Origin of the sequence: Streptomyces sp. NBC_01439 (assembly GCF_036227605.1) — a bacterium.
Lineage (GTDB): Bacteria > Actinomycetota > Actinomycetes > Streptomycetales > Streptomycetaceae > Streptomyces.
This window is the reverse complement of record NZ_CP109487.1, coordinates 8,731,738-8,757,454: the sequence shown is the minus strand read 5'-3', so window position 1 is coordinate 8,757,454 and position 25,717 is coordinate 8,731,738. Positions and strand designations below refer to the sequence as shown.

General features: G+C 71.2%; 25 protein-coding genes and 1 pseudogene. 13 read left to right on the top strand and 13 right to left on the bottom strand.

What is annotated here, in order from left to right; all coding sequences use genetic code 11:
• From OG207_RS39910 to OG207_RS39900, 3 genes are all read right to left on the bottom strand, one after another.
• Positions 1-624, bottom strand: a complete 624-nt coding sequence (locus OG207_RS39910) for an ABC transporter permease (RefSeq protein ID WP_329105999.1) — start codon at positions 622-624, stop codon at positions 1-3.
• Positions 625-790: 166 nt separating this feature from the next.
• Entirely contained in the window at positions 791-2,302 is a 1,512-nt protein-coding gene (locus OG207_RS39905) for an MFS transporter (protein ID WP_329105997.1), read from the bottom strand.
• 198 nt (positions 2,303-2,500) lie between these two features.
• Positions 2,501-3,169, bottom strand: coding sequence for a hypothetical protein (locus OG207_RS39900; protein WP_329105995.1), 669 nt, complete (start codon positions 3,167-3,169; stop codon positions 2,501-2,503).
• A gap of 468 nt (positions 3,170-3,637) precedes the next feature.
• Here OG207_RS39900 and OG207_RS39895 point away from each other — a divergent pair, with 468 nt between their 5' ends.
• From OG207_RS39895 to xdhC, 4 genes and pseudogenes are all read left to right on the top strand, one after another.
• Entirely contained in the window at positions 3,638-4,264 is a 627-nt protein-coding gene (locus OG207_RS39895) for a hypothetical protein (protein ID WP_329105993.1), read from the top strand.
• Between the two features lie 864 nt (positions 4,265-5,128).
• Positions 5,129-6,592, top strand: coding sequence for a xanthine dehydrogenase small subunit (locus OG207_RS39890; protein ID WP_329105991.1), 1,464 nt, complete (start codon positions 5,129-5,131; stop codon positions 6,590-6,592).
• Positions 6,589-9,003 (top strand): xanthine dehydrogenase molybdopterin binding subunit, encoded by a 2,415-nt coding sequence (xdhB, locus tag OG207_RS39885; protein ID WP_329105988.1) that lies wholly within the window; start codon positions 6,589-6,591, stop codon positions 9,001-9,003. The genes OG207_RS39890 and xdhB overlap by 4 nt, the downstream gene beginning before the upstream one ends.
• Position 9,004: 1 nt before the next feature.
• Positions 9,005-9,805 (top strand): annotated as a pseudogene (xdhC, locus tag OG207_RS39880) (xanthine dehydrogenase accessory protein XdhC); the annotation flags it as partial.
• A gap of 209 nt (positions 9,806-10,014) precedes the next feature.
• Here xdhC and OG207_RS39875 read toward each other — a convergent pair.
• The gene (locus OG207_RS39875) at positions 10,015-10,755 is read right to left on the bottom strand and encodes a hypothetical protein (protein ID WP_329105986.1); all 741 of its coding nucleotides are present in this window, start codon (positions 10,753-10,755) and stop codon (positions 10,015-10,017) included.
• A gap of 174 nt (positions 10,756-10,929) precedes the next feature.
• Here OG207_RS39875 and OG207_RS39870 point away from each other — a divergent pair, with 174 nt between their 5' ends.
• From OG207_RS39870 to OG207_RS39860, 3 genes are all read left to right on the top strand, one after another.
• Positions 10,930-11,196: a hypothetical protein gene (locus OG207_RS39870; RefSeq protein WP_329105984.1), complete on the top strand. Its 267-nt coding sequence runs from the start codon at positions 10,930-10,932 to the stop codon at positions 11,194-11,196.
• Positions 11,097-11,618 (top strand): HEAT repeat domain-containing protein, encoded by a 522-nt coding sequence (locus OG207_RS39865; protein ID WP_329108220.1) that lies wholly within the window; start codon positions 11,097-11,099, stop codon positions 11,616-11,618. The genes OG207_RS39870 and OG207_RS39865 overlap by 100 nt, the downstream gene beginning before the upstream one ends.
• A gap of 158 nt (positions 11,619-11,776) precedes the next feature.
• Entirely contained in the window at positions 11,777-12,382 is a 606-nt protein-coding gene (locus OG207_RS39860; protein WP_329105982.1) for a hypothetical protein, read from the top strand.
• A gap of 2 nt (positions 12,383-12,384) precedes the next feature.
• Here OG207_RS39860 and OG207_RS39855 read toward each other — a convergent pair whose 3' ends face one another.
• The 4 genes from OG207_RS39855 to OG207_RS39840 form a co-directional block, all read right to left on the bottom strand.
• Positions 12,385-12,792, bottom strand: a complete 408-nt coding sequence (locus OG207_RS39855; protein ID WP_329105980.1) for a GNAT family N-acetyltransferase — start codon at positions 12,790-12,792, stop codon at positions 12,385-12,387.
• Between the two features lie 111 nt (positions 12,793-12,903).
• Positions 12,904-13,089: a hypothetical protein gene (locus OG207_RS39850; RefSeq protein ID WP_329105978.1), complete on the bottom strand. Its 186-nt coding sequence runs from the start codon at positions 13,087-13,089 to the stop codon at positions 12,904-12,906.
• Positions 13,090-13,217: 128 nt separating this feature from the next.
• A complete protein-coding gene (locus OG207_RS39845) occupies positions 13,218-13,583 on the bottom strand; it encodes a hypothetical protein (RefSeq protein WP_329105975.1) in 366 nt (121 codons plus the stop codon).
• A 198-nt stretch (positions 13,584-13,781) separates the two neighbouring features.
• On the bottom strand, positions 13,782-14,618 hold the full coding sequence (locus OG207_RS39840) for a DUF3824 domain-containing protein (RefSeq protein WP_329105973.1): 837 nt from the start codon (positions 14,616-14,618) through the stop codon (positions 13,782-13,784).
• Positions 14,619-14,759: 141 nt separating this feature from the next.
• Here OG207_RS39840 and OG207_RS39835 point away from each other — a divergent pair, with 141 nt between their 5' ends.
• Positions 14,760-15,296 carry an NUDIX hydrolase family protein gene (locus OG207_RS39835; protein WP_329105969.1) on the top strand — a complete coding sequence of 179 codons (537 nt, stop codon included), beginning with the start codon at positions 14,760-14,762 and terminating at the stop codon, positions 15,294-15,296.
• Between the two features lie 144 nt (positions 15,297-15,440).
• Here OG207_RS39835 and OG207_RS39830 read toward each other — a convergent pair whose 3' ends face one another.
• A complete protein-coding gene (locus tag OG207_RS39830) occupies positions 15,441-16,013 on the bottom strand; it encodes a TetR/AcrR family transcriptional regulator (RefSeq protein ID WP_329105967.1) in 573 nt (190 codons plus the stop codon).
• Between the two features lie 147 nt (positions 16,014-16,160).
• Between OG207_RS39830 and OG207_RS39825 the strand changes: the two genes are divergently transcribed.
• Complete coding sequence (locus OG207_RS39825) at positions 16,161-16,952, top strand: SDR family NAD(P)-dependent oxidoreductase (RefSeq protein ID WP_329105965.1); 792 nt, start codon at positions 16,161-16,163, stop codon at positions 16,950-16,952.
• Between the two features lie 57 nt (positions 16,953-17,009).
• Here OG207_RS39825 and OG207_RS39820 read toward each other — a convergent pair whose 3' ends face one another.
• From OG207_RS39820 to OG207_RS39810, 3 genes are all read right to left on the bottom strand, one after another.
• Entirely contained in the window at positions 17,010-18,176 is a 1,167-nt protein-coding gene (locus OG207_RS39820; RefSeq protein WP_329105963.1) for an alanine--tRNA ligase-related protein, read from the bottom strand.
• A gap of 295 nt (positions 18,177-18,471) precedes the next feature.
• Positions 18,472-18,795 (bottom strand): divalent-cation tolerance protein CutA, encoded by a 324-nt coding sequence (gene cutA, locus OG207_RS39815; protein WP_329105961.1) that lies wholly within the window; start codon positions 18,793-18,795, stop codon positions 18,472-18,474.
• Between the two features lie 30 nt (positions 18,796-18,825).
• The gene (locus OG207_RS39810) at positions 18,826-19,461 is read right to left on the bottom strand and encodes a dihydrofolate reductase family protein (protein WP_329105958.1); all 636 of its coding nucleotides are present in this window, start codon (positions 19,459-19,461) and stop codon (positions 18,826-18,828) included.
• 157 nt (positions 19,462-19,618) lie between these two features.
• Here OG207_RS39810 and OG207_RS39805 point away from each other — a divergent pair, with 157 nt between their 5' ends.
• A complete protein-coding gene (locus OG207_RS39805) occupies positions 19,619-20,878 on the top strand; it encodes a DUF2716 domain-containing protein (RefSeq protein WP_329105954.1) in 1,260 nt (419 codons plus the stop codon).
• Positions 20,879-20,954: 76 nt separating this feature from the next.
• Here the strand turns inward: OG207_RS39805 and OG207_RS39800 are convergent, their stop codons facing one another.
• Positions 20,955-21,254: a hypothetical protein gene (locus tag OG207_RS39800; protein WP_329105952.1), complete on the bottom strand. Its 300-nt coding sequence runs from the start codon at positions 21,252-21,254 to the stop codon at positions 20,955-20,957.
• Positions 21,255-21,670: 416 nt separating this feature from the next.
• Here OG207_RS39800 and OG207_RS39795 point away from each other — a divergent pair, with 416 nt between their 5' ends.
• The 3 genes from OG207_RS39795 (at position 21,671) to OG207_RS39785 (ending at position 25,554) form a co-directional block, all read left to right on the top strand.
• Entirely contained in the window at positions 21,671-22,891 is a 1,221-nt protein-coding gene (locus OG207_RS39795) for a cytochrome P450, cyclodipeptide synthase-associated (protein WP_329105949.1), read from the top strand.
• A gap of 168 nt (positions 22,892-23,059) precedes the next feature.
• Positions 23,060-23,452, top strand: a complete 393-nt coding sequence (locus OG207_RS39790; RefSeq protein ID WP_329105947.1) for a nuclear transport factor 2 family protein — start codon at positions 23,060-23,062, stop codon at positions 23,450-23,452.
• A 119-nt stretch (positions 23,453-23,571) separates the two neighbouring features.
• Entirely contained in the window at positions 23,572-25,554 is a 1,983-nt protein-coding gene (locus OG207_RS39785) for an ATP-binding protein (protein ID WP_329105945.1), read from the top strand.
• Positions 25,555-25,717: the final 163 nt, after the last annotated feature.

Genomic DNA, 25,717 nt, shown 5'->3' with positions numbered 1-25,717 from the left:
TCAGGCGCGGTGGTGTGCCCCGAGGAAGCGGAGGCGGCGGTGTTCGAGGGCTGCGGCGAGGGCGTAGGCGCCGCCGCCCGCGACGGCCAGGACCCCGTAGAAGGTGGGCGCGGTGAGCCAGAGGGCCGCGGTGGAGGTCAGGGCGAGCCAGGTGCCGAGGCCGTAGTGCAGCAGGTTGCGGCGTACGGCGCCCTCGGCGAGGTAGAGCAGCCCGACGATCAGACCGGATCCGGCGGGCCAGAGGACGGACTGGAGTTCGGGCTGGTCGAGCACGGAGGTGAGGCCGGTGATGGCGAGGAACAGGGCGGTGAAGGCGGTGATCCAGGCGGCGCCGAGCAGCTTGCCGGAGAGGATCTCCGGTGGGGTGGCTCCTCGCTGCGCCCGCAGGGCGGCGGCTGTGGTCAAGGCGATGCCGGCCGCGAGTCCGCCTCCGAGCAGCGTCACGGGGAGCCAGCCGGGCAGGTCGAGCAAGGGGGCAGCGCCCTCGGAAGCTGCGGCGGCGCCGTGGCCGAGTAGGTAGGCGAGTCCGAAGCTGAGGTAGGCCGCGCGGTTGTCGACCTCGCGCGGGCGACCGGCGGGGCGGGCATGGGCGGCGGGCGGCAGAACGGTTGCGGGGCCGGACATGGTGGAGACCTCCATCAGGGGTGGGTGGCGGTGGCGGGGCGGCGAGCAACTGGTCGTGGCCACTGGACCTCTGGTCGAGGGCGTGCACGGACGTCGCCGCCGGTTCCCATCGGGCCCTATCGGCCTTCATCGGCTCTTATGAGCCCTTATCGGGTCTTGGCGCGGATCAGGAGGCGGGTGCCCGGTCGGCCGCTCGGCCCTGTTGGGGCGGTGCAGGGGATGCGGACGTACGGGGCGGGACGGGGCAGCGGGGGCGGCGGGCGCGCCGGGACGAGCGGGTGAGGAGCGGTGCGAGGAGTGCGGTGGCGGTGAGGACTGCTGCGGAGGCGGTGAAGGCGGCTTGGTATCCCGTGGTGAGGGCTTCCAGCGGGGGCTGGTCGGTGGGGGCGTGGGTGGTGACGGAGCCGGCCAGGGTGGCCAGGGCGGCGAGTCCGATCGCGCCGCCGACCTGTCGGGTGGTGTTCACCAGTCCGCCGGCGAGGCCCGCGTCCTGGCGCGGTACGCCGTCCACGGCGAGCGCGGTGAGTTGGACGAAGGCGATGCTCAGGCCCAGTCCGATCAGGACGCTCGGCCCGAAGACATCGACGAGGTAGCTCCCGTCCGCCCGCATCCACGACAGCCACAGCAGACCCGCGGCCTCGGTCAGCAGGGCGGCGGTGACGGTCGCCGTGGCGCCGATGCGGCCCGAGATGCGGGGTGCCAGGACCGCGCCGAGCATGTTCGCCACGGTGAGCGGGAGTTGGCCCGCACCGGTGGCCAGCGGGCTCATTCCGAGGACCTGTTGCTGGTAGAGCGGCAGGAAGAAGAACAGGGCTATCCACACGGACCCCAGCAGCGCCATCAGTAGATTGCCCGCGGCGACCCGGCCGGTCGAGAACAGCCTGGGCGGGATCAGGGCGTCCGGCCGGCGACGTTCGACCAGGGCGAAGAGGACGAGCAGCACGAAGGCCCCCAAGAGGGCGGCCAGCACCCCGGCGTCCGTCCAGCCGGCGGCGCGTGCGGTGGTCAATGCCCAGACCAGACAGGTGAGGGCGAGGGTGACGGTCGCAGTACCCAACAGATCGAACCGCCCGGATCCACGATCGGCGGCCCGGGGCACGAGCGTCGCCACGGCGACCAGCACGGCCGCCGCTCCGAGTGCCACCGAGTGGAAGATCCAGGGCCAGCCCCACGCCTGGGTGAGCACACCGCCCAGCAACACGCCACCCGCTCCCCCGGCACCGGAGACGGCGCCCCACACGCCCAGGGCGCGTCCGCGGCCGGGGCCGGGAGGGAACAGGTTCATCGCGAGGGCGAGCGCGGCGGGGGCGACGGCTGCGGCGCCGACGCCCTGCACGGCTCGGGCGGCGATCAGCAGGCCCGCAGACTGGGCCAGCCCCGCAGCCAGCGAGGCCCCCGCGAACACCGCGAGGCCGGCCAGCAGCACCCGGCGGCGGCCGAGCAGGTCACCTGCCCGGCCCCCGGCCAACAGCAGCGCGCCGAACGCCAGGCCGTAGGCGTTGACCACCCAGGTGGTCCCGCCGTCCGACAGGCCCGCTCCGGACCGGATCTGCGGGAGCGCCACGTTCACGATCGAGGTGGCCAGCATCACGGTGAACTGCGCTGCGGCCAGGGCCGCGAGCGCGGCCCCCTGGCGGGGTGGGGCGGCGGTCCCGCCCTTCGTGCGTCCAAGGTTCATGACGCACAGACTCGACGCGGACGGTGTCCACTATCCATGCCGGGCGGGGACGATGACCGCTCAGTCCTGTCCGCCCCTGTCCACTCGCCGTGCAGGAGCTTGCGGCGCCAGGGCGGTCGTCGACGGCTCGACGCTACGGCGGGGACGGCGTGCGCCGTGCCTCGCCGTAGTTCGGTGATCCGAACGGGCTCCGGTCGCTCAGCCCACGCGTTCGATGCGCGCCCGCCGGATCAGGTTCTTGCCCGGCTCCCGCACCTTCTCGAACGCCGCGTTGTTCAGCAGCGCACAGCTGCCCGACGGACCGTTCACCGTCACCGTCGTCGACTGACCGTTGTCGAGGTTCGTCACCTTCAACTTCGTCCCCACCGGGAACGTCCCACTGGACGCCGCCGGCGCACCCGCCTCACCCGACAACGTCACCGTCGACCCCTGACACACCACTTCACCGGTCGCCGGCGGCACCTGCACACCCGCCGCACCCGCCGCACCCGCGGCCGGCGCAGCCGGAGCCGCCGCATCACCACCACCCACCCGCTCGATGCGCGCCCGCCGAATCAAGTTCTTCCCCGGCTCCCGCACCTTCTCGAACGCCGCATTGTTCAGCAGCACACAACTACCCGACGGACCGTTCACCGCCACCGTCGTCGACTGACCGTTATCGAGATTCGTCACCTTCAACTTCGTCCCCACCGGAAACGTCCCACTAGACGCCGCCGGCGCACCCGCCTCACCCGACAACGTCACCGTCGACCCCTGACACACGACGTCGGGGACGGCGGCATTGCCGATCGCCACCGTGGCGGCGACCCCGCCGATCACCAGGGCTCCGGCGACGGCAGAGAGCACGAACTTCTTCTTGAGACTCATGGTCCGTTTCCTGGACACTCGACACTCCTCGATCCGATGGACGTTGCCCCCCTGACGTCCTGCATACGGCCGAATTCCCGGGCGAGTTCAGACCTGTTGCCTTTTTACTAATCGGGCCGCGAGGAGGTTTGGGGCGCTGCACCGCCCCTCACAACAGGGCGCGTGACTCGGGGGGATACGAGCAAAGAAGCAGGTCACGACCCCGAGGCCAATGGAGGGCGAAAGGTGTACGGCACTCCTACCGCCGGTCTTGCTCGACGCGTGGCGAGGAGACCCAAGGCACCTTTAAGGTTTAGTTGATCTGCCCTTAACCCTCATAGAAAGCAGCCGAGTTCACGGCCGAGTTCACGGCGCGTACCGAACAAGGCCTTCGAAGCGAGTGGTGCGAAGGTGCCCGCGGGTCCGACGGATGGTGACGCTGCGTATATGCGGGTACTGGTTTCCGTCGAACAACAGTAGTCTTTGATCATGGCCCTGCGACCTGACGAGTTCTACGCGCGCGCACGTACCGCTGCCGACGGTGAACGACGGCTGCCACTAGCCCGTATGACGGGGTGGGAGATCAGCCCGTTCGAGCCGGACGGGCTACGCGTCGCGCCGCTACACCCGCCGGTCCTGCCGGAACCGGCGCGGCACGGCGAGGACCCGTCGGACTGCAACGCGTGCCGCAGCCGGGACGAAGGGATCTGGCTCAACGACCGCTGGCGGCTCACCCGGATCACGGGAGTCGGCGTCCCTCTGGTGCTGATGCTGCTGCCACGCGATCACTTCGACCTCGCGGACCTGCCCGACGAACTGGCGGCCGAACTCGGGGTGCTCACCACCCACATCGCCCGCCACGTGCAGGCCCTGCCGCACATCGCGCGGGCCCACGTCCATCGCCTCGGAGACGGTGGCGCCCATCTGCACGTCTGGTTCTTCGCCCGCCCCGAGGGGCAAGCCCAACTGTACGGTTCGTGGATGGTCGTGTGGGACGACTTGCTGCCGGAGTACCCGGCGGACGTGGCCGACGCGGACGCGGCCGTCGTGGCGGATGCGTTGGTCGCCTCCTACGGGGGCCGTCGGTCGACCGTCGGCGAACTGCCGCAGGCCTGATCCGCCGAGCACGGTCCTGAGGAACCGTGAAGCTCGAGCGGTACGTTCCGCCGGGCCGCGTCCCGTGGCGTTCCGTGCGGGAAGGAGCGACCGGCGGGCCCGTGGCATGCATGATCGTTTCTGCCCTTGAAGCAAACGATCGCGCAGGAGCCACGGGCTCGCTCAACAGACGGCGATCCCGGGCACGGCCTCCGCTGCGATCCCGGCCCTGCCTGCCCGGCTGGGCCCGGATCGTCACGGGCCGTACCCCCGGGGGCGCCGATGATGGCGGCGACTGCGGTGACCGCCCGGATCCGGGCGGTCACCGGGGGCCGAGGAGGTATTCGCCGCTCATCGCCGCGCGCCGAGCTCCGCGCGCCTGGACACTCGTTCGAGATCGAGATGAACGGCACGGGGCTCCGGCGCCGCCGACCGGACGGCGCGCCGGGTTCCGATCAGCTGCTCGATCTGCCGGATCCGGCCTCGCGCCGCCACCCGCTCTCGACCCGACTTTCCGCGGGCCCGAAATGGTCTCCGCACGGCGGCTTGACCGATGGACCTGCGGCAACGTAAGTTCGAGCGGACCGGACCGTGAGCTGATGGAAGGAGGCGGAGTCGGATGTCGATCATCTCCGAACTGCACCGCCCCGCCCATCAGGTCGCCTGGACTCCGGGTCTCGTAGCACACGGCTGCTGAACAGCCCTCTTCTCCGGCGCGCCCTTCTGTGGCCCCGGCATCTTTCGATTTCTCACACCGCCTGCGGCACGTCGTCGCGTGCCGAGTCGCGCCCCGGGGTTCTCCCGAGTTGCGCCAGCGAAATAGAAAGCCCCTGAAATGGCTACTAGCATAATCAGCTCGACCATGCACCGAAATGAGGATGTGCCATGGTAGCGGCGCGGATCACGGTCAACGGGAAAGAAACACCGCTTTCACCGGCTGCACCGCACACCACGGTGCTGGATCTCCTGCGCGAGCGCGGCCTCACCGGTACCAAGGAGGGCTGTGCCGAGGGTGAGTGCGGCGCCTGTTCGGTCCTGGTGGCCCGGCCCGGCGTGAACAAGCCCACCGACTGGGTGGCGGTCAACGCCTGTCTGGTGCCGGCCGCGGCACTCGACGGCCAGGAGATCATCACCTCCGAAGGTCTCGCCACGGTCGGCGAACCCGGTAAGCCGCCCACGCTGCACCCGGTGCAGGAGGAGATGGCGGTCCGTGGCGGTTCCCAATGCGGTTACTGCACACCGGGGTTCATCTGCAGCATGGCCTCCGAGTACTACCGGCCCGACCGCTGCGCGCACGCGGAGCCGGCCGACGCCAGCGACACCGAGCACGGTCCGAACGGCTTCGACCTGCACTCGCTGAGCGGAAACCTGTGCCGCTGCACCGGCTACCGACCGATTCGCGATGCCGCCTTCGCCGTCGGTGCGCCCACCGAGGACGACCCCCTGGCGCAGCGTCGCGAGCAGTCCCCGCCCGAACCCGCCGCCACGGTCTACACCCGGGACGACAGCACGTTCCTCCGGCCGAGCACCCTCACCGAAGCGCTCGAGCTGCTGCGCGAACGGCCCGAAGCCGTGGTGGTCGCCGGCAGCACCGACTGGGGCGTGGAGGTCAACATCCGCTCCCGCCGGGCGCGTTGCGTGGTCGCCGTCGACCGACTGCCCGAACTGCGGTCGCTGAGCGTCGAATCCGACTACGTCGAGATCGGGGCGGCGCAGACGCTCACCGAGATCGAACGCCGCCTCGACGGTAGCGTCCCGCTGCTGGCAGAGCTGTTCCCGCAGTTCGCTTCCCGGCTCATCCGCAACAGTGCGACGCTCGGCGGCAATCTGGGTACGGGCTCCCCCATCGGTGACAGCCCGCCGGTGCTCCTCGCCCTCGAGGCATCTCTGCTGCTCACCGATGCCGATGGTGAGCGCGAGGTCCCGCTGGCCGACTACTTCACCGGCTACCGGCAGAGCGTGCGCCGTCCCGGCGAGCTGATCCGGGCGGTGCGCATCCCGCTGCCGCTGTCGCCGGTCACGGCCTTCCACAAGATCGCCAAGCGGCGCTTCGACGACATCTCCAGCGTGGCGATCGCCTTCGCGCTCGACATCGAGGGCGGGATCGTCCGCAAGGCACGCATCGGGCTGGGCGGCGTGGCCGCCACGCCGATCCGCGCCCTGAGCACCGAGTCCGCCCTGGAAGGCAGGGCATGGACGGCGGAGACCGTCGAAGCCGCGGCCCGGGTGCTGCGGGGCGAGGGCACGCCGATGAGCGACCACCGCGCCAGTTCCGTCTACCGTTCAGCCATGCTCGGCCAGAGCCTGCTGAAGCTGCACGCGCACACCACCGAGGCGGTGTCTTCATGAGCCATTTGTCCGAGCGTCCCGAGAAGCCTGTGGTCGGCGTCTCCATGCCGCACGAGAGTGCCGTGCTGCACGTCACCGGCACCGCGCTCTACACCGATGACCTGGTGTACCGCACCAAGGACACGCTGCACGCCTACCCGGTCCAGGTCATGAAGACCCGGGGCAGGATCACCGCGCTGCGCACCGGGCCGGCGCTCGCCGTGCCCGGCGTGGTCCGCGTACTGACCGTCGCCGACGTGCCCGGCGTCAACGACGCCGGCATGAAGCACGACGAGCCCCTCTTCCCCGACGAGGTCATGTTCCACGGCCACGCGGTCGCCTGGGTGCTCGGCGAGACCCTGGAGGCGGCCCGGCTCGGTGCGGCGGCCGTCGAGGTGGAACTCGACGAACTGCCCTCCGTGATCACGTTGAAGGAAGCGATCGCGGCCGAGAGCTTCCACGGCGCCCGGCCCGTGATGGTGACCGGTGACGTCGACGCCGGCTTCGCCGACTCGGCGCACGTGTTCACCGGCGAGTTCCAGTTCTCCGACCAGGAGCACTTCTACCTCGAGACGCACGCCGCGCTGGCCTACATCGACGAGGCCGAGCAGGTGTTCATCCAGAGCAGCACCCAGCACCCCTCGGAGACCCAGGAGATCGTCGCGCACGTCCTCGGTCTGCACAGCCACGAGGTGACCGTGCAGTGCCTGCGGATGGGCGGCGGCTTCGGCGGCAAGGAGATGCAGCCGCACGGCTTCGCGGCCATCGCCGCGCTGGGCGCCAAGCTGACCGGCCGGCCGGTCCGGGTGCGGCTCAACCGCACCCAGGACCTGACGATGTCGGGCAAGCGGCACGGGTTCCACGCCGACTGGAAGATCGGCTTCGACGCCGACGGCCGCATCCAGGCGCTGGACGCCACGCTGACCGCGGACGGCGGCTGGAGCCTGGACCTGTCGGAGCCGGTCTGCGCCCGCGCGCTGTGCCACATCGACAACACGTACTGGATTCCCAACGCGCGGGTCGCCGGTCGCATCGCCAAGACCAACAAGGTCTCCAACACGGCCTTCCGCGGCTTCGGCGGACCGCAGGGCATGCTGGTGATCGAGGACATCCTGGGCCGGGTCGCGCCGCTGCTCGGCCTGGACCCGATGGAGCTGCGCAAGCGCAACTTCTACCAGCCGGGTCTCGGTCAATCGACGCCGTACGGCCAGCCGGTCCCGCAGGCGGAACGGATCGCCGGCGTCTGGCAGCAGGTCGAGGAGAACGGCGGCGTCGCCGACCGCAAGCGCGAGATCGCCGCCTTCAACGCCGCGCACCCGCACACCAAGCGGGCGCTGGCGATCACCGGCATCAAGTTCGGCATCTCGTTCAACCTCACGGCCTTCAACCAGGCCGGCGCACTGGTGCTGATCTACAAGGACGGCTCCGTCCTGATCAACCACGGCGGCACCGAGATGGGCCAGGGCCTGCACACCAAGATGCTGCAGGTGGCCGCGACCACGCTGGGCATCCCGCTGCACAAGGTGCGCCTCGCCCCCACGCGCACCGACAAGGTGCCCAACACCTCCGCGACTGCCGCCAGTTCCGGGGCGGACCTCAACGGTGGCGCGGTGAAGAACGCCTGCGAGCAGCTGCGCGCGCGGCTGCTGCAGGTGGCCGCCAGCCAGCTGGGTTCGAACGCCTCCGACGTGCGCATCGTCGACGGTGTCGCCCGCACCCTGGGCAGCGACAAGGAGCTGGCCTGGGACGACCTGGTGCACACCGCGTACTTCCAGCGCGTTCAGCTGTCGGCGGCCGGTTACTACCGGACCGAGGGGCTGCACTGGGACGCGAAGGCCTTCCGGGGCTCGCCGTTCAAGTACTTCTCCTACGGCGCCGCCGCGGCCGAGGTGGAGGTGGACGGCTTCACCGGCGCGTACCGCATCCGCCGGGTGGACATCGTGCACGACGTCGGCGACAGCCTGTCCCCGATGATCGACATCGGTCAGGTCGAGGGCGGTTTCGTGCAGGGGGCGGGCTGGCTGACGCTGGAGGACATGCGCTGGGACACCAGCGACGGGCCGAACCGGGGCCGGCTGCTGACCCAGGCCGCGAGCACCTACAAGCTGCCGAGCTTTTCGGAGATGCCCGCCGAGTTCAACGTCACGCTCATGGAGAACGCCACCGAGGAGGGCGCGGTGTACGGGTCCAAGGCGGTCGGTGAGCCCCCGCTGATGCTGGCGTTCTGCGTGCGCGAGGCGCTGCGGCAGGCCGCCGCTGCGTTCGGGCCCGCCGGGGTCAGTGTGGAGCTCGCCGCCCCCGCGACCCCGGAAGCCGTCTACTGGGCGATCGAAGCGGCCCGCGAGCAGAACGTCGACGTGCGGGGCGGCAACGGCGACGCTCTGGGCGGCAGCGAGATCCGAACCGACACGAGCGCTTTGAGCAATGCCTGACATGACCTGGATCGCCGCGGTCACGCGGTTGCGAGCACGCCGGGAGCCCGGCGTGCTCGTGACCGTCGCGACCGTGCGCGGCCACGCGCCCCGTGGGGCCGGTGCCAAACTCGTCGTGGGGCAGACCGAGACCTGGGGGTCGATCGGCGGCGGCAACATCGAGGCCGTCGCCATCGACCGGGCCCGCCAGCTGAACGTCGAGCCCGACCCCGAGCCGGAACTGATGGAGTTCGCCCTCAACGACAAGGTCATCGGACCCCACGGCGTGCAGTGCTGCGGCGGCGCCGTCAGTCTGCTCCTCGAACCGCTGCCGGTGGTCCAGGCGGTGGCCGTCTTCGGCGTCGGGCACGTCGGACTGGAGCTGGCCCGCATCCTGGCCCGCCACAACCTCGATCTGCACCTGATCGACACCCGCTCCGACATGCTCACCGAGGAACGACTCGGTGTGCTCGCGGATGCGGTGGCGCAGATCCACGTGCACCACGCACCGCTGCTTCCGGAGGAGGTGCTCGCGGAGCTGCCGCCCGGCGCCCACGTCCTGATCATGACCCACGATCACGCCGAGGACGCCGCGCTGTGCGACGCCGCCCTGCGCACCACCGGTCTCGGCTCGATCGGGTTGATCGGCTCGGCCGCCAAGTGGGTGCGGTTCCGCAAGCGCCTGGCCACCGAGGGCGGCCACGACGCCGCCACGATCGACCGGATCAAGACCCCGATCGGCATCACCGAGATCACCGGCAAGGAACCTGCCACGATCGCGGTGAGCGTGGCGGCGGACCTGCTCCGAACCTTCGAGCAGGACCGCCCGGGGGCGCTGCCGAACACGGTGGCAGAGGCCCCCGAGGCCCCCGAGGCCCCCGAGGCCCCCGAGATCCGTGAGGTCCCCAGGAGCCGTGAGGTCCGCAAGGCCCCCGCGGTCCGCGAGGTCCCCGGGGTCCGCGTACGGTCCGGTATCCGCTAGGGCGCTGCTTCCGGATCAGGCCTGGGCCGGCCTGATCCGGAAGAGACGGCCTAGCCGCCGCCCCCGCCTCCCCCGCATCCGCTGCCGCCGCCGCAGCTGTAGCCCCCGGCACCACTGATGCCGAAGCCGGAGGGCCCGCCCCGGCCGCGGTTGCGGGTACCGGGGTGCCGCCGGGGTGCGGGTCGGGTGGTGCGCTTGACGTGGAGTTCGAGCAGGACGGCCGGACCCAGGGCCTGTTCCAAAGCCGCGAGGAGCCGTCGGGCGTCGGTGTCCGGCGGGAGGACGGCCCTGCAGACGTCGGAGTCGTCCCGGATCAGGCGCAGCGTGAGCACGCGGGTGGCGGGGCGGGGGTCCCCGGCGTACGGCTCCTCGATCTCCTGCTCCAGGCGCAGCCGGTCCGGCTCCTCCACCGGCCGCCACGGACCGCTCCCCAGGCCGCGCACCAGGCACACCGCGGAGGGATCGCCGACGACGAAGAACCTGATCCGGTACACCTGGAAGCAGTCCACGGCCAGTGCCCCTGCGAAGCCCGCCGCGACGGCTGCGGACACCATCCAGAGGGCCACCACCCCCACCGCGGCCCAGCCGGCGCCGGAGAAGAGCATGATCGCCGCCACCGGCAGGACGAGGGCGAGCCCGAGAAGGCCCGTACCGAGCGCGGTCAGCGCGGCGCTCCCCATCGAGCGCGGCACGGTGAGCCAGAAGGCGCCGCCCGCCCGCAGCACCACGTCCGTCGTCCCCGACTCGCCCCGCTCCACGTCGCCGGGCGCCCCCGAACTGTGTGCCGTCATTGCCTCACCATAGATCTGACGCCGGGTGACTGACCAGATGCCGTACGTGAGACGGCGCGGGCGGCGGCGCGATGCGGTTCACCGGCGACCCGCCCCCGCGGAAGCCGTGAACAGCGCTCGGGTCGGTCGAAAATTCGTTCGTGTCACCGTCCCACATGGAGGCACGATCGACCGGTGGATCTGACCTTGCTGCTGGCTGCCGTCGAGCGCGAAAACGACGACGCTGTACTCGAACTCCGGTGGGACGCCACCGCGGACGACTGGGCCGGTGATGATGCCGTGGCCCTGCTGGCCGCTGCCGTGAGGGCCGGACGCGAGAGGGTCGTCGACCATCTGGTCCACTGGGACGTGGATGTGACCCACTACTGGACAGCGAGCAGGACCCCCGCACCCTCGCCATCGTCATCGTCGCCCTCTGCTCCTACTCCTCCGTCGACGTGATCCCGGCGATCCTGGCCCACGCCGATCACGCCGACCCGCGCGTCCGGAGGACCGTCTCCGCGGTGCTCCACACCAACACGGACCAGCATGAAGAAGTCCTCGCAGCCCTGACTCGCCTGGCCGACGACCCCGAGCCGACGACCCGAACGAACGCGCTCAGCAAACTCGCCACATCCGCCCTCGACACCCCGGAACTACGCGCCGTCTTCGCCGCACACCTGGCGGACCCGGACTTCGACGCCAGGCTCAAAGCCGCCGCCGGACTCGCCCTGCGCGACGACGAACGTGGCGCGGCGGCCCTCGACAGGATCCGCTCCGGCATCAAGAACTTCAACAGCCCTGGCCGGGGCGAACTCTCCGACATCCACCATCTGCTGAGCGTGCGCGCCGAAGAAGTCGCAACAACGGCCCAGGACCACTGACGGCCCGTCACTGGCCACGGTCGAGTGACAGACGGTGTGTGCGCGGTGAGCGAAACCGTGGCCATCGGTGTGACCAACGGGCCCGGGCCGCCGTCTCATGGGGTGACGGTCCACACCGAGGGGGAGTTTTGAACCAGAGCTCAGGTCGTGTGTTAGTGATGGCTGTCGCCGCGTTGGCCGGCCTGGTCGGTTGCAGCAGCAGTGCGCCCTCCGGCGGACCCGCGCCCGGGTCCCGTTCGTCCGCCGAACCCGCGTACGTGGTCGCGTACCGTGCCGGACACACCGCGGGCAAGGCCGTCTACGACACCTCAGGCAAGGGCGCGGCGGTGCGCGAGACCGTATGGGGTGGCTGTACGCGCCGGGCCCTGCAGGCGGGCGGCGAAGCCGAACTGGATCGCGGCTCCTGGGTGCAAGGCTGCCTCGCCGGCGTTGCCGACGCCCCCGAGCGGTTGCCCACCGGCCCCGTGATCAAGCGGGCCCCTGATACGGAGATGCTGGAGCGGTTCCACGCCTGGGCCCGCACCAAGGGTGGAGCGCCGCAGGTCGACCACGCCCGCGTACTGGCCGTAGCCCAACTGACCACATACGACTATGACGTCGAGTTGAGCACGGACTACTCGGCAGGTTCCGGAATGCCTGAAGCCGAATCGCTGGCCCGGAGCTTCCTTGAGTGGTGGGACGGCGATCACGGCCGAACCGGTACCGCCAGGAACGTGCTGGTCCTCGGGGCGGACGGAAAGAGGCTGACCGCGCAGCGCATCTGAGTTCAACGCGTCGGCCCGCGCCGCTCGGACGACCCGCGGGAAGCGCCCTTGCGGGTCGTACGTCCGGCAGTGGGATCGGGGTCCCGCCACATCGGCCAGAGGGTGGGCCCGCCTTCCGGGAGGCGGATCTCCGCGGTGATGCGGAAGCCCAGCTTCTCGTAGAAGGGGAGGTTGGTGACGTTGCTGGATTCCAGGTAGGCGGGTTGCCCGAGCCGGTCGCAGTCGGCCAGCTGCTGGCCGAGCAGCGCCGACCCGACTCCCATCCCCTGGAGTCCCCGTTCCGTCCCCACGGACGGCAGGTACCAGTGCGGTGTCTGCGGATGGGCCTCGTGCATGGCGTGCTGGACCTCTCCGGCCCGCGGCATCCCGCGAAGGCCGAAGATGCTCGCGTACCGGGGGACGGCCGCCAACTCCTGCCCCTCGGAAGGCTTCCAGCGGCCGGGCCCGGACCACAGCGCGGCCGCCAGCAGCCGCCCCTCGCCGGTCGCGGCGACCCGGACGGCGCCTGCGCGGGGCCGTTGCTATCGCTGGGCCAGCCGGAAGTAGCGGGCGAGCCTGCGTTCCCGGTCGGCGGCGGGGATCATCCATGCCATGACCGGGTCGTCGGCGAAGGCGCGGGCCAGGAGCGCGGCGACCGCCCCGGACTCGGCGGGCCGGGCGAACCGGATCCCGTACCCGGCCAACTGCGCTGCTGGTCGTGTGCTCATGGGGCCACCGTAGGCAGCCGGGCGGGCAGGCCCGGCCCGGCGGCGAGGGACACGCCGTACGGGCACCTGCCCGACGCGACCGGCGCGAGCCGGCGTCACCGGCCGACCACGGCGCCCGCGCCCCGAGGTCAGGAGGTGCGCTTCAGGGTCCAGGTGTTGGGGTTGAAGCTGGGGACGGCGGAGTAGCGACAGCCGCTCGAGTAGTAGGTGTTGGTGATGGTCCAGCCGGCGGGCGGCCACGTGGACGCGCAGGCGTTGACCTGGGTGCCGACCGGGTAGCCTCTCAGGTCCTTGATCTGCTTGGTGTTGGGCGTGAAGCCGGAGCCGCACCCGCCGCTGTTCCACCACTGGGCGTCCACCCAGCCGTCCGGGGTGAGCGTGCTGGAGCACATGGTGAGCGTGTCGCCGGGCGCCGCCGAAGCGGGGCTCGCGGCGAGGGCGAGGGCGGTGACGGCCATGGTCGCCAGAGCGGCGGCGTGACGGATGCGGATCACGGGACGTTCCTTCCTGGGCGCGCTGGGACCGCTACCGACCGTCGGCAGGCGTTAGCAGGCGCCGCGTCATTGCTATCCGACCGGTTCAGGCTCCAGAAAGTCACCTTTTGGGCATAACTCTGCGATGGTTTAGAGCCGCTGCTGCGGTCGCACGACGCGATGCGCACGCGCCCCGCGGTGCCCGCTCCGAAGCCGCGGTCAGCCGATCGGCCGGCGCATCTCGGCACGCACCTTGAGGGTCGTCTCGGCGGTCTTGGCGAGGTCGACGGACCCGGGCTTCTGCAGCGCGGTCTCCTCGCTGAGGATGCCGACCGTGGCGCCGGTGTTCTCGTCGCCCCAGGCGCACATCGGCAGGGAGCTCTCGATCCCGTTCTGCCGCACCGTCAGCACCTGGCAGGACAGGGTGACGTCGGAGCCGGTGGGCGTGATGTCCCGCGCGGGGACCGCCAGGGACGCGGTCTCGGATTCCGCGGCGCCGCGCAGCATCTTCTTGCGGGCTCCCGCGGGATCCTTGAACTGTCCGTACATCCCCGAGACGACCAGGGCGCCCGACTCCTTCGCGGACTCGGAGGCGTACTGACCGGCGGCCGGCTTCGGATCGCGGATCTTCGGGTCGTGGGCGCCGTCGAGGGCTTCCTTGCCCACGGTGGCCGAATGGTCCTGGACCAGCGCGTACTTGCCGTCCACGAGGGTCTTGGGAACGGTGAGCCGGTAGCGGGCCTCGGGGAAGCCGGATCCGCTCAGCCTGATTCCGATCGCGCCGAGCGCACCGAGCAACAGCACTGCTCCCGCGATCATCCCGATCACCATGCCGATCCGGTTCCTGCGCCGCGGCGCGCCGCCCGTCGGGAGCTGCCCCCAGGCCCCTTGGCCGGGGTACGGCTGCGGCGGACCGGGCTGCCCCGGGTACGACTGACCCGGGTACGGCTGCTGGTGCGCGGGGGGCTGGGCGGCGTACGGCTGTCCCCCGTAGGGACTCGGGTGCTGCGGGGGCCCGTACGGGCCGGGGTGTTGCTGGGGCGGCGGCGTGCTCATGCTCAAACGTTACGTCAGCCCCGCGCACCGTAGAGTTCCGGCCGTCGGTGGTCGCGGGGACGGCCCCCGGGGTCCATCCTCTCCGCGCCTGTTGGAGCCGTGATCTGGGCCGGAACCCGCCCTGGAAAGTAGGATCAAGGAATGTCTGACACGACCGAAACTACGCCCGGCTGGCTGAGCAGCGACGAGCTGGAAATGGCCCGGGCCCAGATGCCGATCCTCTACGTCGAGGCCGTCCCCGTACGCGTGGACGACACCGGCGAAGTCACCACCATCGGACTGCTCCTGCGGATCGGCACGGACGGGGCGATCAGTCGGACCCTGGTGTCCGGCCGTGTCATGCACCACGAGCGGATCCGTGACGCGCTCCTGCGCCACCTGGAGAAGGACCTGGGCCCCGTGGCCCTGCCCCGCATCCCCGCTTCCCTCCAGCCCTTCACGGTCGCCGAGTACTTCCCCACGGCGGGCGTCACCCCCTACCACGACCCTCGCCAGCACGCGGTGTCGCTCGCCTACGTCGTACCGGTCACGGGTGACTGCCGTCCCCGCCAGGACGCCCTGGACCTGGTCTGGTTCAGTCCGCAGGAAGCCCTTTCGGCAGCCGTGCAGGGCGAGATGCCGGGCGGGCACGCGGCGCTGCTGAAGCAGGCGCTCGCGCACGTGGGGTACACGTACTGAAGTCGCCGCGCACACCGCGCGACGTTCCACCCCCGACTCCGGCCGCTGTCCGAACCGTTAGCGACAGCGGCCGGACCGGGCTCGGGGAGACGAACGGTCCCCGTCCCGCACGCCCCCGGTCCGGTCCCGGCGGGCCTCACCCTGCTACGGGGTCTGCGCCGGGGTGAACTTCGTGAGGACCAGCAGGGTGTCGACGAGATCCTCGGCGGGGGCGCCGGTCGCCAGGCGGCGCAGCTGCTGTCCGAAGACCAGGGCCACGGCCACGCCGGCCATGCGTTCGGGGTCCGGGACTCCGAGGTGGGTCAGGATCCGGGTGGCCAGCAGGTCGTAGGCGGCGAAGCACTCGGCTGCGGCGGCGCGCAGCCGTTCGTCCCGGCCCGCCTGGACGTACAGCTCGAACGGCGCGATGTGGCGGCTGTCGAAGGCGTTTCCGCCCGCCACCTGCGCCACCACCTCGGCCGCCTGCCCGATGTCGAACTGCTCGTCGGTGCATTCGTCCGCGAGCGCCGTGAAGTGCCGGGTCTCCTCGGCCACGAAGTGGAGCAGGCTCTCGCGCAGCAGCTCGTGCTGGGTTGCGAAGTGGTAGGTGACGGAGCCGAGGGAGACTCCGGCCTCCTTCGCGATCCGCCGGTTGGTGACGGCGGCGATGCCGTCCTGCCCGATGATCCGCAGTACGGCGTCGATGATGCTCTGGCGGGTGTCGGAAGCATGGGGCATGGCGTAATTCTGCCCCATCGGTCGACATGACCGCCCGTGCAGGATCGGGGAGTTGGGGACGACGAGGTGTGGACAGGGAGCGACACCGTCCATACTGTTCGTTCGAACGAACAGTTGAGGGATCTCGCCAGCCGCACGGGAGTGGTCGTGGACATATCCGGATCGAACGTTCTACTCACCGGCGCCACCGGGGGCATCGGCGCTGCCCTCGCCGCGCGCCTGACCGCGCAGGGGGCCCGCCTCACGATCACCGGGCGGCGGGAGGAGGCCCTCAAGACCACCGCCGGCGCCTGCGGCGCCCGTACCGTGGTGGCCGATCTGGCCGTACGGTCCGATGTCGAACACCTAGCCGAGAGTTGCGCGGAGGCGGACATCCTCGTCGCGAACGCCGCGCTGCCCGCGAGCGGCGACCTCCTGGACTACACGGAGGACCAGCTCGACCGCGCCCTCGACGTCAACCTCCGCGCGCCCGTGGTGCTCTCCCGGTTGCTCGCGGAGCACATGGTGGGCCGCGGCCGCGGCCACATCGTGCTGGTCGGCTCCATTTCCGGCAAGGCTGCCACCAAGTCGACCTCCCTGTACAACGCGACGAAGTTCGGGCTGCGCGGATTCGCACTCGCTCTGCGCCAGGAGCTCAGGGGTACGGGGGTGGGGGTGTCCCTGGTCCAGCCCGGCTTCGTCCGCGACGCCGGAATGTTCGCGGCCACCGGTGCCACCGCGCCGAACGGCATCAGGACCGTCACACCCGGCCAGGTCGCCGACGGCGTCGTACGAGCCGTCCGCCGCGACCGCTGCGAGGTCAACGTGGCGCCGCTGGAGCTGCGGCTGCTGAGCGCCGTCGCCGGACAGTTCCCCGGGTTCGCCGAGCGCGTCCAGGCCCGGATGGACCTCGACGGGTCCGTGCGACAGATCGTCGAGGCCCAGCGCTCGCGCCGATAGTCGCACGCGGCCGTTCCGGGGCGGGACACCTGCTCCCGCAGCAGGACTGACCCGTCGTCACTCGTGCAGCAGGCTCGTGACCAGCTCGCGCGGCAACCCATGGGTGTCGTGGAGGTAGTGGAAGTCCTCCCGGGTCAGCGGACCCCGGAACCGGGGGCGGGCGAGCACCTGCCGCCCGCGTTCCAGGAGCCGGCGGAACCGGTGCTCCTCCTCGCTCAGGACCCGCCGTACGTCGCCCGGGCCCATGTCCTGTCGGAAGTGGTCCAGGGTGTGCCGGACCAGTTCGTCCGGCAGGTCCTCGATGCTCCGCGAGGCGTCCTCCCGCCACAGCAGGGTGAGCATCCGTCGCACCAGGCGTCGCAGCACGTAGCCCTGCCCCGTGTTGGCCGGGCGCACGCCGTCGCCGAGTACCACGACGGCCGAGCGCAGGTGGTCGCAGACCACGCGCAGCGACCGTTCGTCCAGGGGCCACAGGGCCGGTACGAGGCTGCGCCAAGGGTCGAAGACGTCGCACTCGAACACGGACGACTTGCCTTGGAGCAGGGAGGCGAGCCGTTCCAGGCCGAGGCCGGTGTCCACGTTGCGCTGGGGAAGGGGCACCAGGGAACCGTCGTCGAGTCGGCGGTGAGTCATCGTCACGTGGTTCCACACCTCCACCCAGCGGTCGTCGCGGGTGGGCGTGGACTCGGGCGGGCCGTCGCCGCTCCACAGGAAGATCTCCGAGTCGGGACCGCACGGTCCGACGGGCCCGTTGGACCACCAGTTGTCCTCCACGGTGGGTTCGACGGGGACTCCGAGCCCCTGCCACAGCTCCAGGGAAGCGGTGTCCGGCCCGGTCCGGTCGTCGCCGGCGTGGACGGTGGCGTACAAGCGGCCGCGGTCCACGCCCAGCCCCTCGGTGAGGAGCCCGTATCCCCAGTCGAGACTGAGCGGGCCGGGGTAGTCGCCCAACGACCAGGTGCCGAGCATCTCGAAGACCGTCAGGTGGGTGGCGTCGCCGACCTCCTCCAGGTCCGTGGTGCGCAGACAGCGCTGGACGTTGACCAGCCGCCTGCCCAACGGGTGGGGTCGTCCCTCCAGGTACGGAGTGAGCGGGTGCATGCCGGAGGTGGTGAAGAGCACGGGGTCGCCGGGCGGTGGCAGCAGCGTCGAGCCGACGATGCGGCGGTGCTCACGCTCTTCGAAGTACTCGACGAACGTTCTGGTCAGCTGCTCGGTCTTCATGGGGTGACTCCTTCGCATCGAGCGGGAGAGGCACCGGAGAACGGAACCGTTCAGTCTCCGACCGGGAGCAAGGGCGCCACGGCACGACCGACGGACCGTTGTCCGGTCGCCGGGGAGAGGGAGGGGAAGGTCAGGCGGCGGCAACCGGCGAGCTGGTCGCTCGCGCGGTCGCGGTGGTGCTGGGGCCGGTGACGTTCATGCGACCCATCCTAGTGCGGGCCTGCCGCCGGTGCTCGGGTATTTCCGCGCCGGCGCCAGGGGTGGAGGCTACCGCCCGCCGTTCCTTCGCCGCGAGCTACTCGGTCGTGGTTTCCTTCACCACCCACGCCAGGTACTCCTCCGAAGGTCCGCCGGTCGGGAGCACGATCCACTGCGGCACCTCGTACGGGTGCTGCTCGTGCACCCACGCCCGCAACGCGTCCACCTTTTCCGCGGTCGTCTTGAAGGAGATCCGGTACTCCCGCTCGTGCTGCACGGCCTCCTTCCACCAGTAGAAGGAGGTCATCCGCGCGTCGACGTGCACCCCGGCCGCCAGCCGGGCCTCCACCGCGCCCCGCGCGATCTCGTGCGCCTTCGTCTCGTCGTCCACGGTCGTCTGCGCGATCACGATGCTCGCCACGTCGGTCCTCCTGGGTCGGGTTCGGCCACCCTACGGTCGGCGCCGACCGGCCCGGTGCTGGGGCAGGTGGGTCTTGGCATCCTCGTACGTCCCCTCGCCGGGTGCGGTGGCCACGGCGTAGAAGAGGTTCAGCACACCGGTGCGGAAGGTCTCGGCGGACACCAGCTCCAGCGGGATCGGCGGCGCGTCCTCCTCGAACAGGCGCATGCCGTTGCGCACGGCGATCGGGTGCAGCAGGAGGTTGAGTTCGTCCAGGAGCCCGGCGGCCAGCAGCTGACGTACGACGGACACGGAGCCGCTGATCCAGACGGGTGTGTCCGCGCCCGGCTCGTCCTTCAGCGTCGCAACCGCTGTCGCGAGGTCGCCGACGAGCGGTTCGGAGTTCCGCCAGGTGAAATCGTACGGGCCGTTGGACACCACGATCTTGCGGGCGTCACCGAGCACCTTGGCGAACGGCGCGTCCTGCCCGCCGGCTGCTTCCCGGTCCGGCCAGGCGCCCGCGAAGCTGTCGTAGGTCCGGCGGCCGAGCAGCAGGGTGTCGGCCCGGCCGAGGGTCGCGTCGACGGCCGCGCCCATCTCCTCGTTGAAGTAGGGGAAGTGCCACCGATCGGGCGCCTCGACGACACCGTCGAGCGAGATGAACAGCTGCGCCTTGATCTTCCTCATGCCGGTCTCCGGGGGCTGATGGTCGGTCCGTTCGCGTACGACCCCATCCAAGGGCAAGCGGCGGCCGGGCGCCGCACGACGCCCCGCCGGTTCGGTGCGGGTCGTGGGGACCGCGGGGACGTTGGGGACGGTCGGGTCAGCGCCTAGGCTCCCGATCATGGACATGGGTGAGCGCTGGGCAATGTACGACGGGCTGCGGGGGCGGGTCCCGCGATGGCATCCGGTCGGGGTGGTCGTCGAGGCCGACGGACCGGTCGTGCGCCGCCACTACGGGACGCACGGCACGGCCGAACACACCCCGCTCGCGGCGGGGACGGACACCGCCGCACTGGTGCGCCGTCAGCAAGAGGCCTTCGCGGGGCGCGGTGAGCCGGTGGAGTGGAAGGTGTACGCGCACGACTCGCCGGAACTCGGCCCCGCGCTGACGGCAGCGGGGTTCACCCCGGGCTGGGAGCGCTCCGTACTGCTCGCCGCGCCGCTGCCCGGCGAACGGCCCGCCGCCACGGCGGAGCCCCGGGTGGGGGTGCACGACCTGTACCGGGTGAGGGACCAGGCCGAACGGGCCCGGGCGATCGCCGTGGCCTCCCCCGGCCCCCACGCGACGCCCTACGCCGAGATGATCGCCGACGGCTCCTCGGACGAGGGCGACGTCGTCATCGAGGTCCTGCTGGAGGACGGCGTGGTCGTCGCAGTCGCCTGGGCCTACGAGGACGAGGGTCCCTTCGCCCTCGTCGGCGGGCTGACCGACGACGATGCGGACTTCGTCAAGGCCTGTACCGACCGTTGGCGCGTGCAGAACCTGCTCGGGCAACCCCTCCTCGCCGAGGCCCGGGGCCGCCTGCGCGAAAGCCTGCTGGAGGCCGGCTTCACGGAAGTCACCACCGTTCGCTCCTACCACTGGCGCCCACCGGGCACCCCCGAGCACACCCGCCCTGCTCAGTTCCTCGACTGGCTCCACGACGACGGTCCGCTGTGGGACCGCTTCTACGCGGACTTCGACTTCAAGCCGAGCACCACCTACGGGCCCGCGATCGCCGAACCCGTTCCCTCCGCCGTCTGGCACCTGCACGCACACCACCGGCCGGTCCAGGACGTCCCCGGGCGCGTCGACGCGATCGTCCGGTGCGGGCTGCTCGCCGCCACCGAGCCCGGGGAATTCGTGTACTGGCTCGACTGGCAGCACGACGGCTACCGCTACGACCCCCGGCGCACCGACGCCCCGGGACGGCCACCCCGCCCCGGGCTCGGCACCTACCCCGACGGCGACTACTACCTCCACCTCACCGACGACCTGCGCCTGGGCACCTTCGGCCACCCCTGGGAACAGACGCTGACCGTCTGGGGGCCAGCCCTCCTGGCCGCCGTCGAAACGGAACTGACCGAGCTGCTCGGGGAACCGGTCCGGCGCCACACCTGACGGCCGGACTCGGCGGGGCTTCGAAGCCGCCGGCCGGGGGGAAGGTTCCCCTTCCGGCGTCGCCCCGGCGTCACCCTCACCGGGGCAGGAGGCCGAAGATCCTCGCCAGTGCGGCGACGAGACTGAGGTGGGTGACGCCGAGGAACACCCACTCCACGGGGCGCATGCGCCACCGGCCGCGGGCCGTCAGTCGCCATTCGTACGCCACGGAGCCGACGGCGAACACGAACAACGGCGCCCAGAGGACGGCCCACCAGGACCAGACGTCGGTCAGGCGGAGCACGAGGGACAACACCGCGAACAAGGTCACGGCCAGGCCCCATCCCGGCTTCTCCTCCTCCTTGACGGCCGACGGCAATCCTGACGAAACGTTCAAGGCGGGTCCTCTCGGGTTCGTTGGAGCCAGTGCCACGGGGGATGCTGCGACCGCGGCTGCCGCACGCCCCTCCGTTCGAACAGAGTTCACCTTAACCGTCGGTCGATCAGCCCCGATCGGGTTGGTGCCGGCGAGCCCCGCCATGACGACGGCAGGGCCGACCTGGCGCCGAGAGCTGCGCGTCTTGCATCGTTTCCCGCCCGATGGCCGGATGTGAAGGCGCCCCAACTGGCGCAACCCATACCGCCGTTCCCTCGTCTTTCAGGCCGGACGGCCTGCCTGATCGCTCTCTCGCTCACGCGAGGGGCGTGGGCGGCGTCCCGGCCGGAATCCCCTCCGGCCAGGACCAGGGCGCGGGATTCGCCGACCCGTTTCTTGTTCCTTCCCCGTGTTGCGCAGTTCGAGAGGTCTTCACCATGCCCGTGGTCGATACCGGTTTCAGCGTCCTGTCCGAGGACTTCGCCGCCGCCCCCTACCGCTACTTCGCACGGCTGCGGGAACGGGCCCCGGTGCACTACGAACCGGCGATCGACAGCTACTTCCTCTCCCGCTACGAGGACGTGAAGCGGGTGCTGACCGACCACGAGGCGTTCAGCACCGGAACGCTGCAGGTACGCGCCGAGCCGGTGATGCGCGGGCCGGTCCTGGCCCAGATGACCGGGGCCGAGCACACCGCCAAACGAAGAATCGTGGTTCGGGCCTTCACCGGCCGGGCCCTCCAGGACCAGATGCGCGTCATCCGCGCCACCGCCGCCGAACTCATGGCCCCCTTCCTCCCCCTGGGCCGGATGGACCTGGTCAACGACTTCGGCAAGCCCTTCGCCATCCGCGTGACGCTCGACGTCCTGGGCCTGGACCGAAGGGACTGGCAGCAGGTGGCCGCCTGGCACAGCGGGGTGGCCGAATTCATCACCAGCCTGACCTACACCCCCGAACGCCGTCGCCACTGCATTGACTGCGCGGAGCAGTTGGAGGCCTACCTCCTCCCCGTGATCGAGCAGCGGCGCCGCGCCCCCGGCGAAGACCTGATGTCGAAGCTGTGCACCACCGAGATCGACGGCATCGCCATGAGCGATCGCGATGTCACCGCGCTGATCATCAACGTCCTGGCCGCCGCCACCGAGCCCGCGGACAAGACGCTGGCCCTGCTCTTCAAGCATCTGATCGACCACCCCGAGCAGCTGGCACGGGTCCGCCGGGACCCGGACCTGCTGGCCGCCGCGATCGCCGAGACCCTGCGCTACACCCCGCCGGTCCAGCTCATTCCCCGCCGGGTGGAGGGGGACACTGTGTTCGCCGGCACCACCGTCCCGGCAGGTGCCACCGTCTTCTGCATGATCGGGGCGGCCAACCGCGACCCGGGCGCCTTCACCGCCCCGGACACCTTCGACATCCACCGCCCGGACCTGGGCACCGCCCGCTCCTTCACCGCGGCCGCCGAGCACCTGTCCTTCGGTACCGGACTCCACCAGTGCGTCGGCACGGCCTTCGCGCGCGCCGAGATCGAGACCGTCGCCGCGATCCTCCTGCCCCTGCTCGACCAGGTCCGCCACAGCCCCGACTCCCAGTACCGGGAGGCCGGCCTGTACACGCGGGGCCCGCTCGCGCTGCCACTGGACTTCACGCCCGTCCGCTGACGCACCACCGGCCGTGACCGACGTGCATGACCGACGTCCGTCCTCCCCCCGGCCTCCCCCGCCTTCCCGGGCTTCCGGACCTCCGGGCTTCCCGGGGCCCTGCCTCCGCGGCTCCGAGAGCCCGGACGTTTCCCCTCCACCCCCCACTCTCCCCAGGTGAAGACGACCATGACATCGACCTACATCACCCGAGCCATCAACGATCTGCTGTTCACCCCGGGCCTCGACCTCGCCGAAGCCGTCGACCGGCACTTCAGCCCCGACTACCGCCAGCGCACGAACGGCGTGTGGAGTGACCGGACCTCCTTCGTCCAGCACATGACGCGCCTGCGCTCCCTGATCCGCAGCGGGCACATCGAGGTCCACGACGAACTCCGCGACGGACCGCGCTACGCAGACCGGCACACCGTCACCCTCCTCCACCACGACGGCCACACCTCCCGCACCGAGGTCTACCTCTTCGCCGAACTGGCTCCCGACGGCCGCTTCCAGCGCGTCGAAGAGACCACCCTCCTGGTCACCGGCCACGCCGACGACGAGAACCTCGGCCTCGTCAAGTGACATGAAAGGCTCCGCCACATCGGAGCCAGGTGGTCCGCGAAGGGTTCCGGACCACCGCGATCGCAGTCCGCTGCTGGAACAAAGGGAGGGAGCCCGCCATGGTGTCCGTGGGGGAAAGATTGAGCAGAGCGCGCGTACGGGCCTTCGTCGGCCGGGACGAGGAACTCGTCCGCTTCGGCGAGGCGTTGGCCGGTGATCCGCAGGCGCCGTTCGCGTTCTACGTGTACGGGCCGGGCGGCATCGGGAAGTCGACGCTGCTGCGGCGACTGGCGGACCACGCCCGGGCGGCCGGGCGGCTGCTCGTCGAGCTCGACGGCCGGTTCGTCAGCCGGGACCCGGTCGATTTCGAGCACGCCGCCGGACCGTTCCTGGACGTTCCGGGCACGGTCCTGTTCGTGGACTCATTCGAGCACTGCCAGTGGCTGGAGAGCTGGCTGTGGCACCACTTCCTGCCCCGTGCCGCGGACGACACCCTGGTCGTCCTGGGCGGCCGGCGCGCTCCGCAGCCGCAGTGGGCCGCCGATCCCGCCTGGTCCCGGCTGCTGCACGTGAGCGAACTGGAGCCGTTCTCCACGGAGCAGGCCCGGAGCCTGTTGGTGGCGGCGCAGATCCGCCCCGAACTGCGCGACCGGGTGCTGCGCTTCGCCGGGGGCAACCCACTGGCGCTGTCGCTGGCGGCCGCGGCCGGATCGGCGGGCTGCGGCCGGGAGGAGATCTGGGCCCCGACGGCGGACGTACTGCGCACCCTGCTGGCGGGGCTGATCGGGGAGGTGCCCACGGCGGCCCACCGCCGCGCCCTGGAGGTGGCGGCGCAGGCCCACTCGACGTCCGAGGAACTGCTGGCCGCGGTCCTCCCCGGAGAGGACGTCCATCCGCTCTTCTCCTGGCTGCGCGACCTGCCCTTCATGGAGTCCACCCTGCGGGGGCTGTACCCGCACGACGCGGCGCGCGAGACGCTCGCCGCCGACCTGCGCTGGCGGGCACCCAACGCCTTCGAGGCGATGCGCCAGCGCCTGGCGGACGAGTACCTGCGGATCCTGCGCGAGGCGCCCGAGGAGCGGGTGTGGACCGTCACCGACGATCTCTTCTACCTGTTCCGGGAGGGTGCGACGCTGGCCCGGCTGCGCTCCTGGTCCCGCGAGGACGAGGTGCACGACCGTCCTCTGCACCCGGACGACATCGATGTCATCCTGCGCATGGCCACCGAGACGGAAGGGGCCGCCTCCGCGGACCTGGTCCGCTACTGGGCCGAGCGCCAGCCGCAGGCCTTCAGCGTGTACCGGCTCGTGAGCACGGGCCGGATCGTGGCGTTCACGGCGCGGCTGGTCCTGTCGTCCCCTCCCGATGCCCAGGACCTGGCCACCGATCCCGTCGTGGCCGCCGCGTGGCGGTACACCGAGGCCACCGCGCCGGTGAGCCCCGGTGAGCACATCGGCGTCAGCCGCTTCTCGATCTACCCCGAGCAGTACCAGGTGCCCTCGCGCGTCATCGACCTGAGCAGTTCCCGGGCCCAGGCGGAGGCCGCCCGCGCCCGCGGGCGCGCGTACGGCTTCGCCGTCTTCCAGGACGCCGAGACCTGGGCCGAGCGCGTCAAGGGCACCTTGGCGGACACGGGGGCGCGGCCGCGGGTCGGTGAGCACACGTACGGGGTGTTCGGCGTCGACTGGCGTCAACTGCCGGTGGAGTCTTGGCTCATGCACTTCATATCGGCCACCGAGGCGCCCGCCGCCCCGGCCGGCCCGTCGCCCGTTTCGCGCACCTCGTTCGACCAGGCCGTGCGCGAGGCGCTGGCCCACTGGCGCGATGCGGACGCGTTCGCAGCCTGCGCCCTGATGCGCACCCGGCTCGCGGCCGACTTCGGTGATCCCGTCGGGGAGTTGCGGGCCCTGTTGCGCCGGGCCGTCGACGACCTCGGGCTCGACCCGCGCGGGGTGCGCGCCCGCGAGGCCCTGACGGCGGGCTACTTCGCCGGTGCGCCCACCCAGGAGGCCGCCGCCCGGCGCCTCGGCCTTCCGTACGGCACCTACCGCCGCCACCTGCGCCAAGGGCTGGACCTGCTCTGTGAGGCGTTGTGGCAGCAGGAGTTGCACGACCCGCGTTAGGCCGTCCCTCTCGGCTCTTGCCGGGCCGGCGAGAGCCGGGAGCGTCGACCCAGCAGCGACGGACGCGCACCGTCGGCTCGAACGGGTGGACAGGTGCGGACAGGAGTGGACAGTGGCCGCTCCTGCCGGGCCTGGATAGTGGACACCGTCCGCGTCGAGTCTG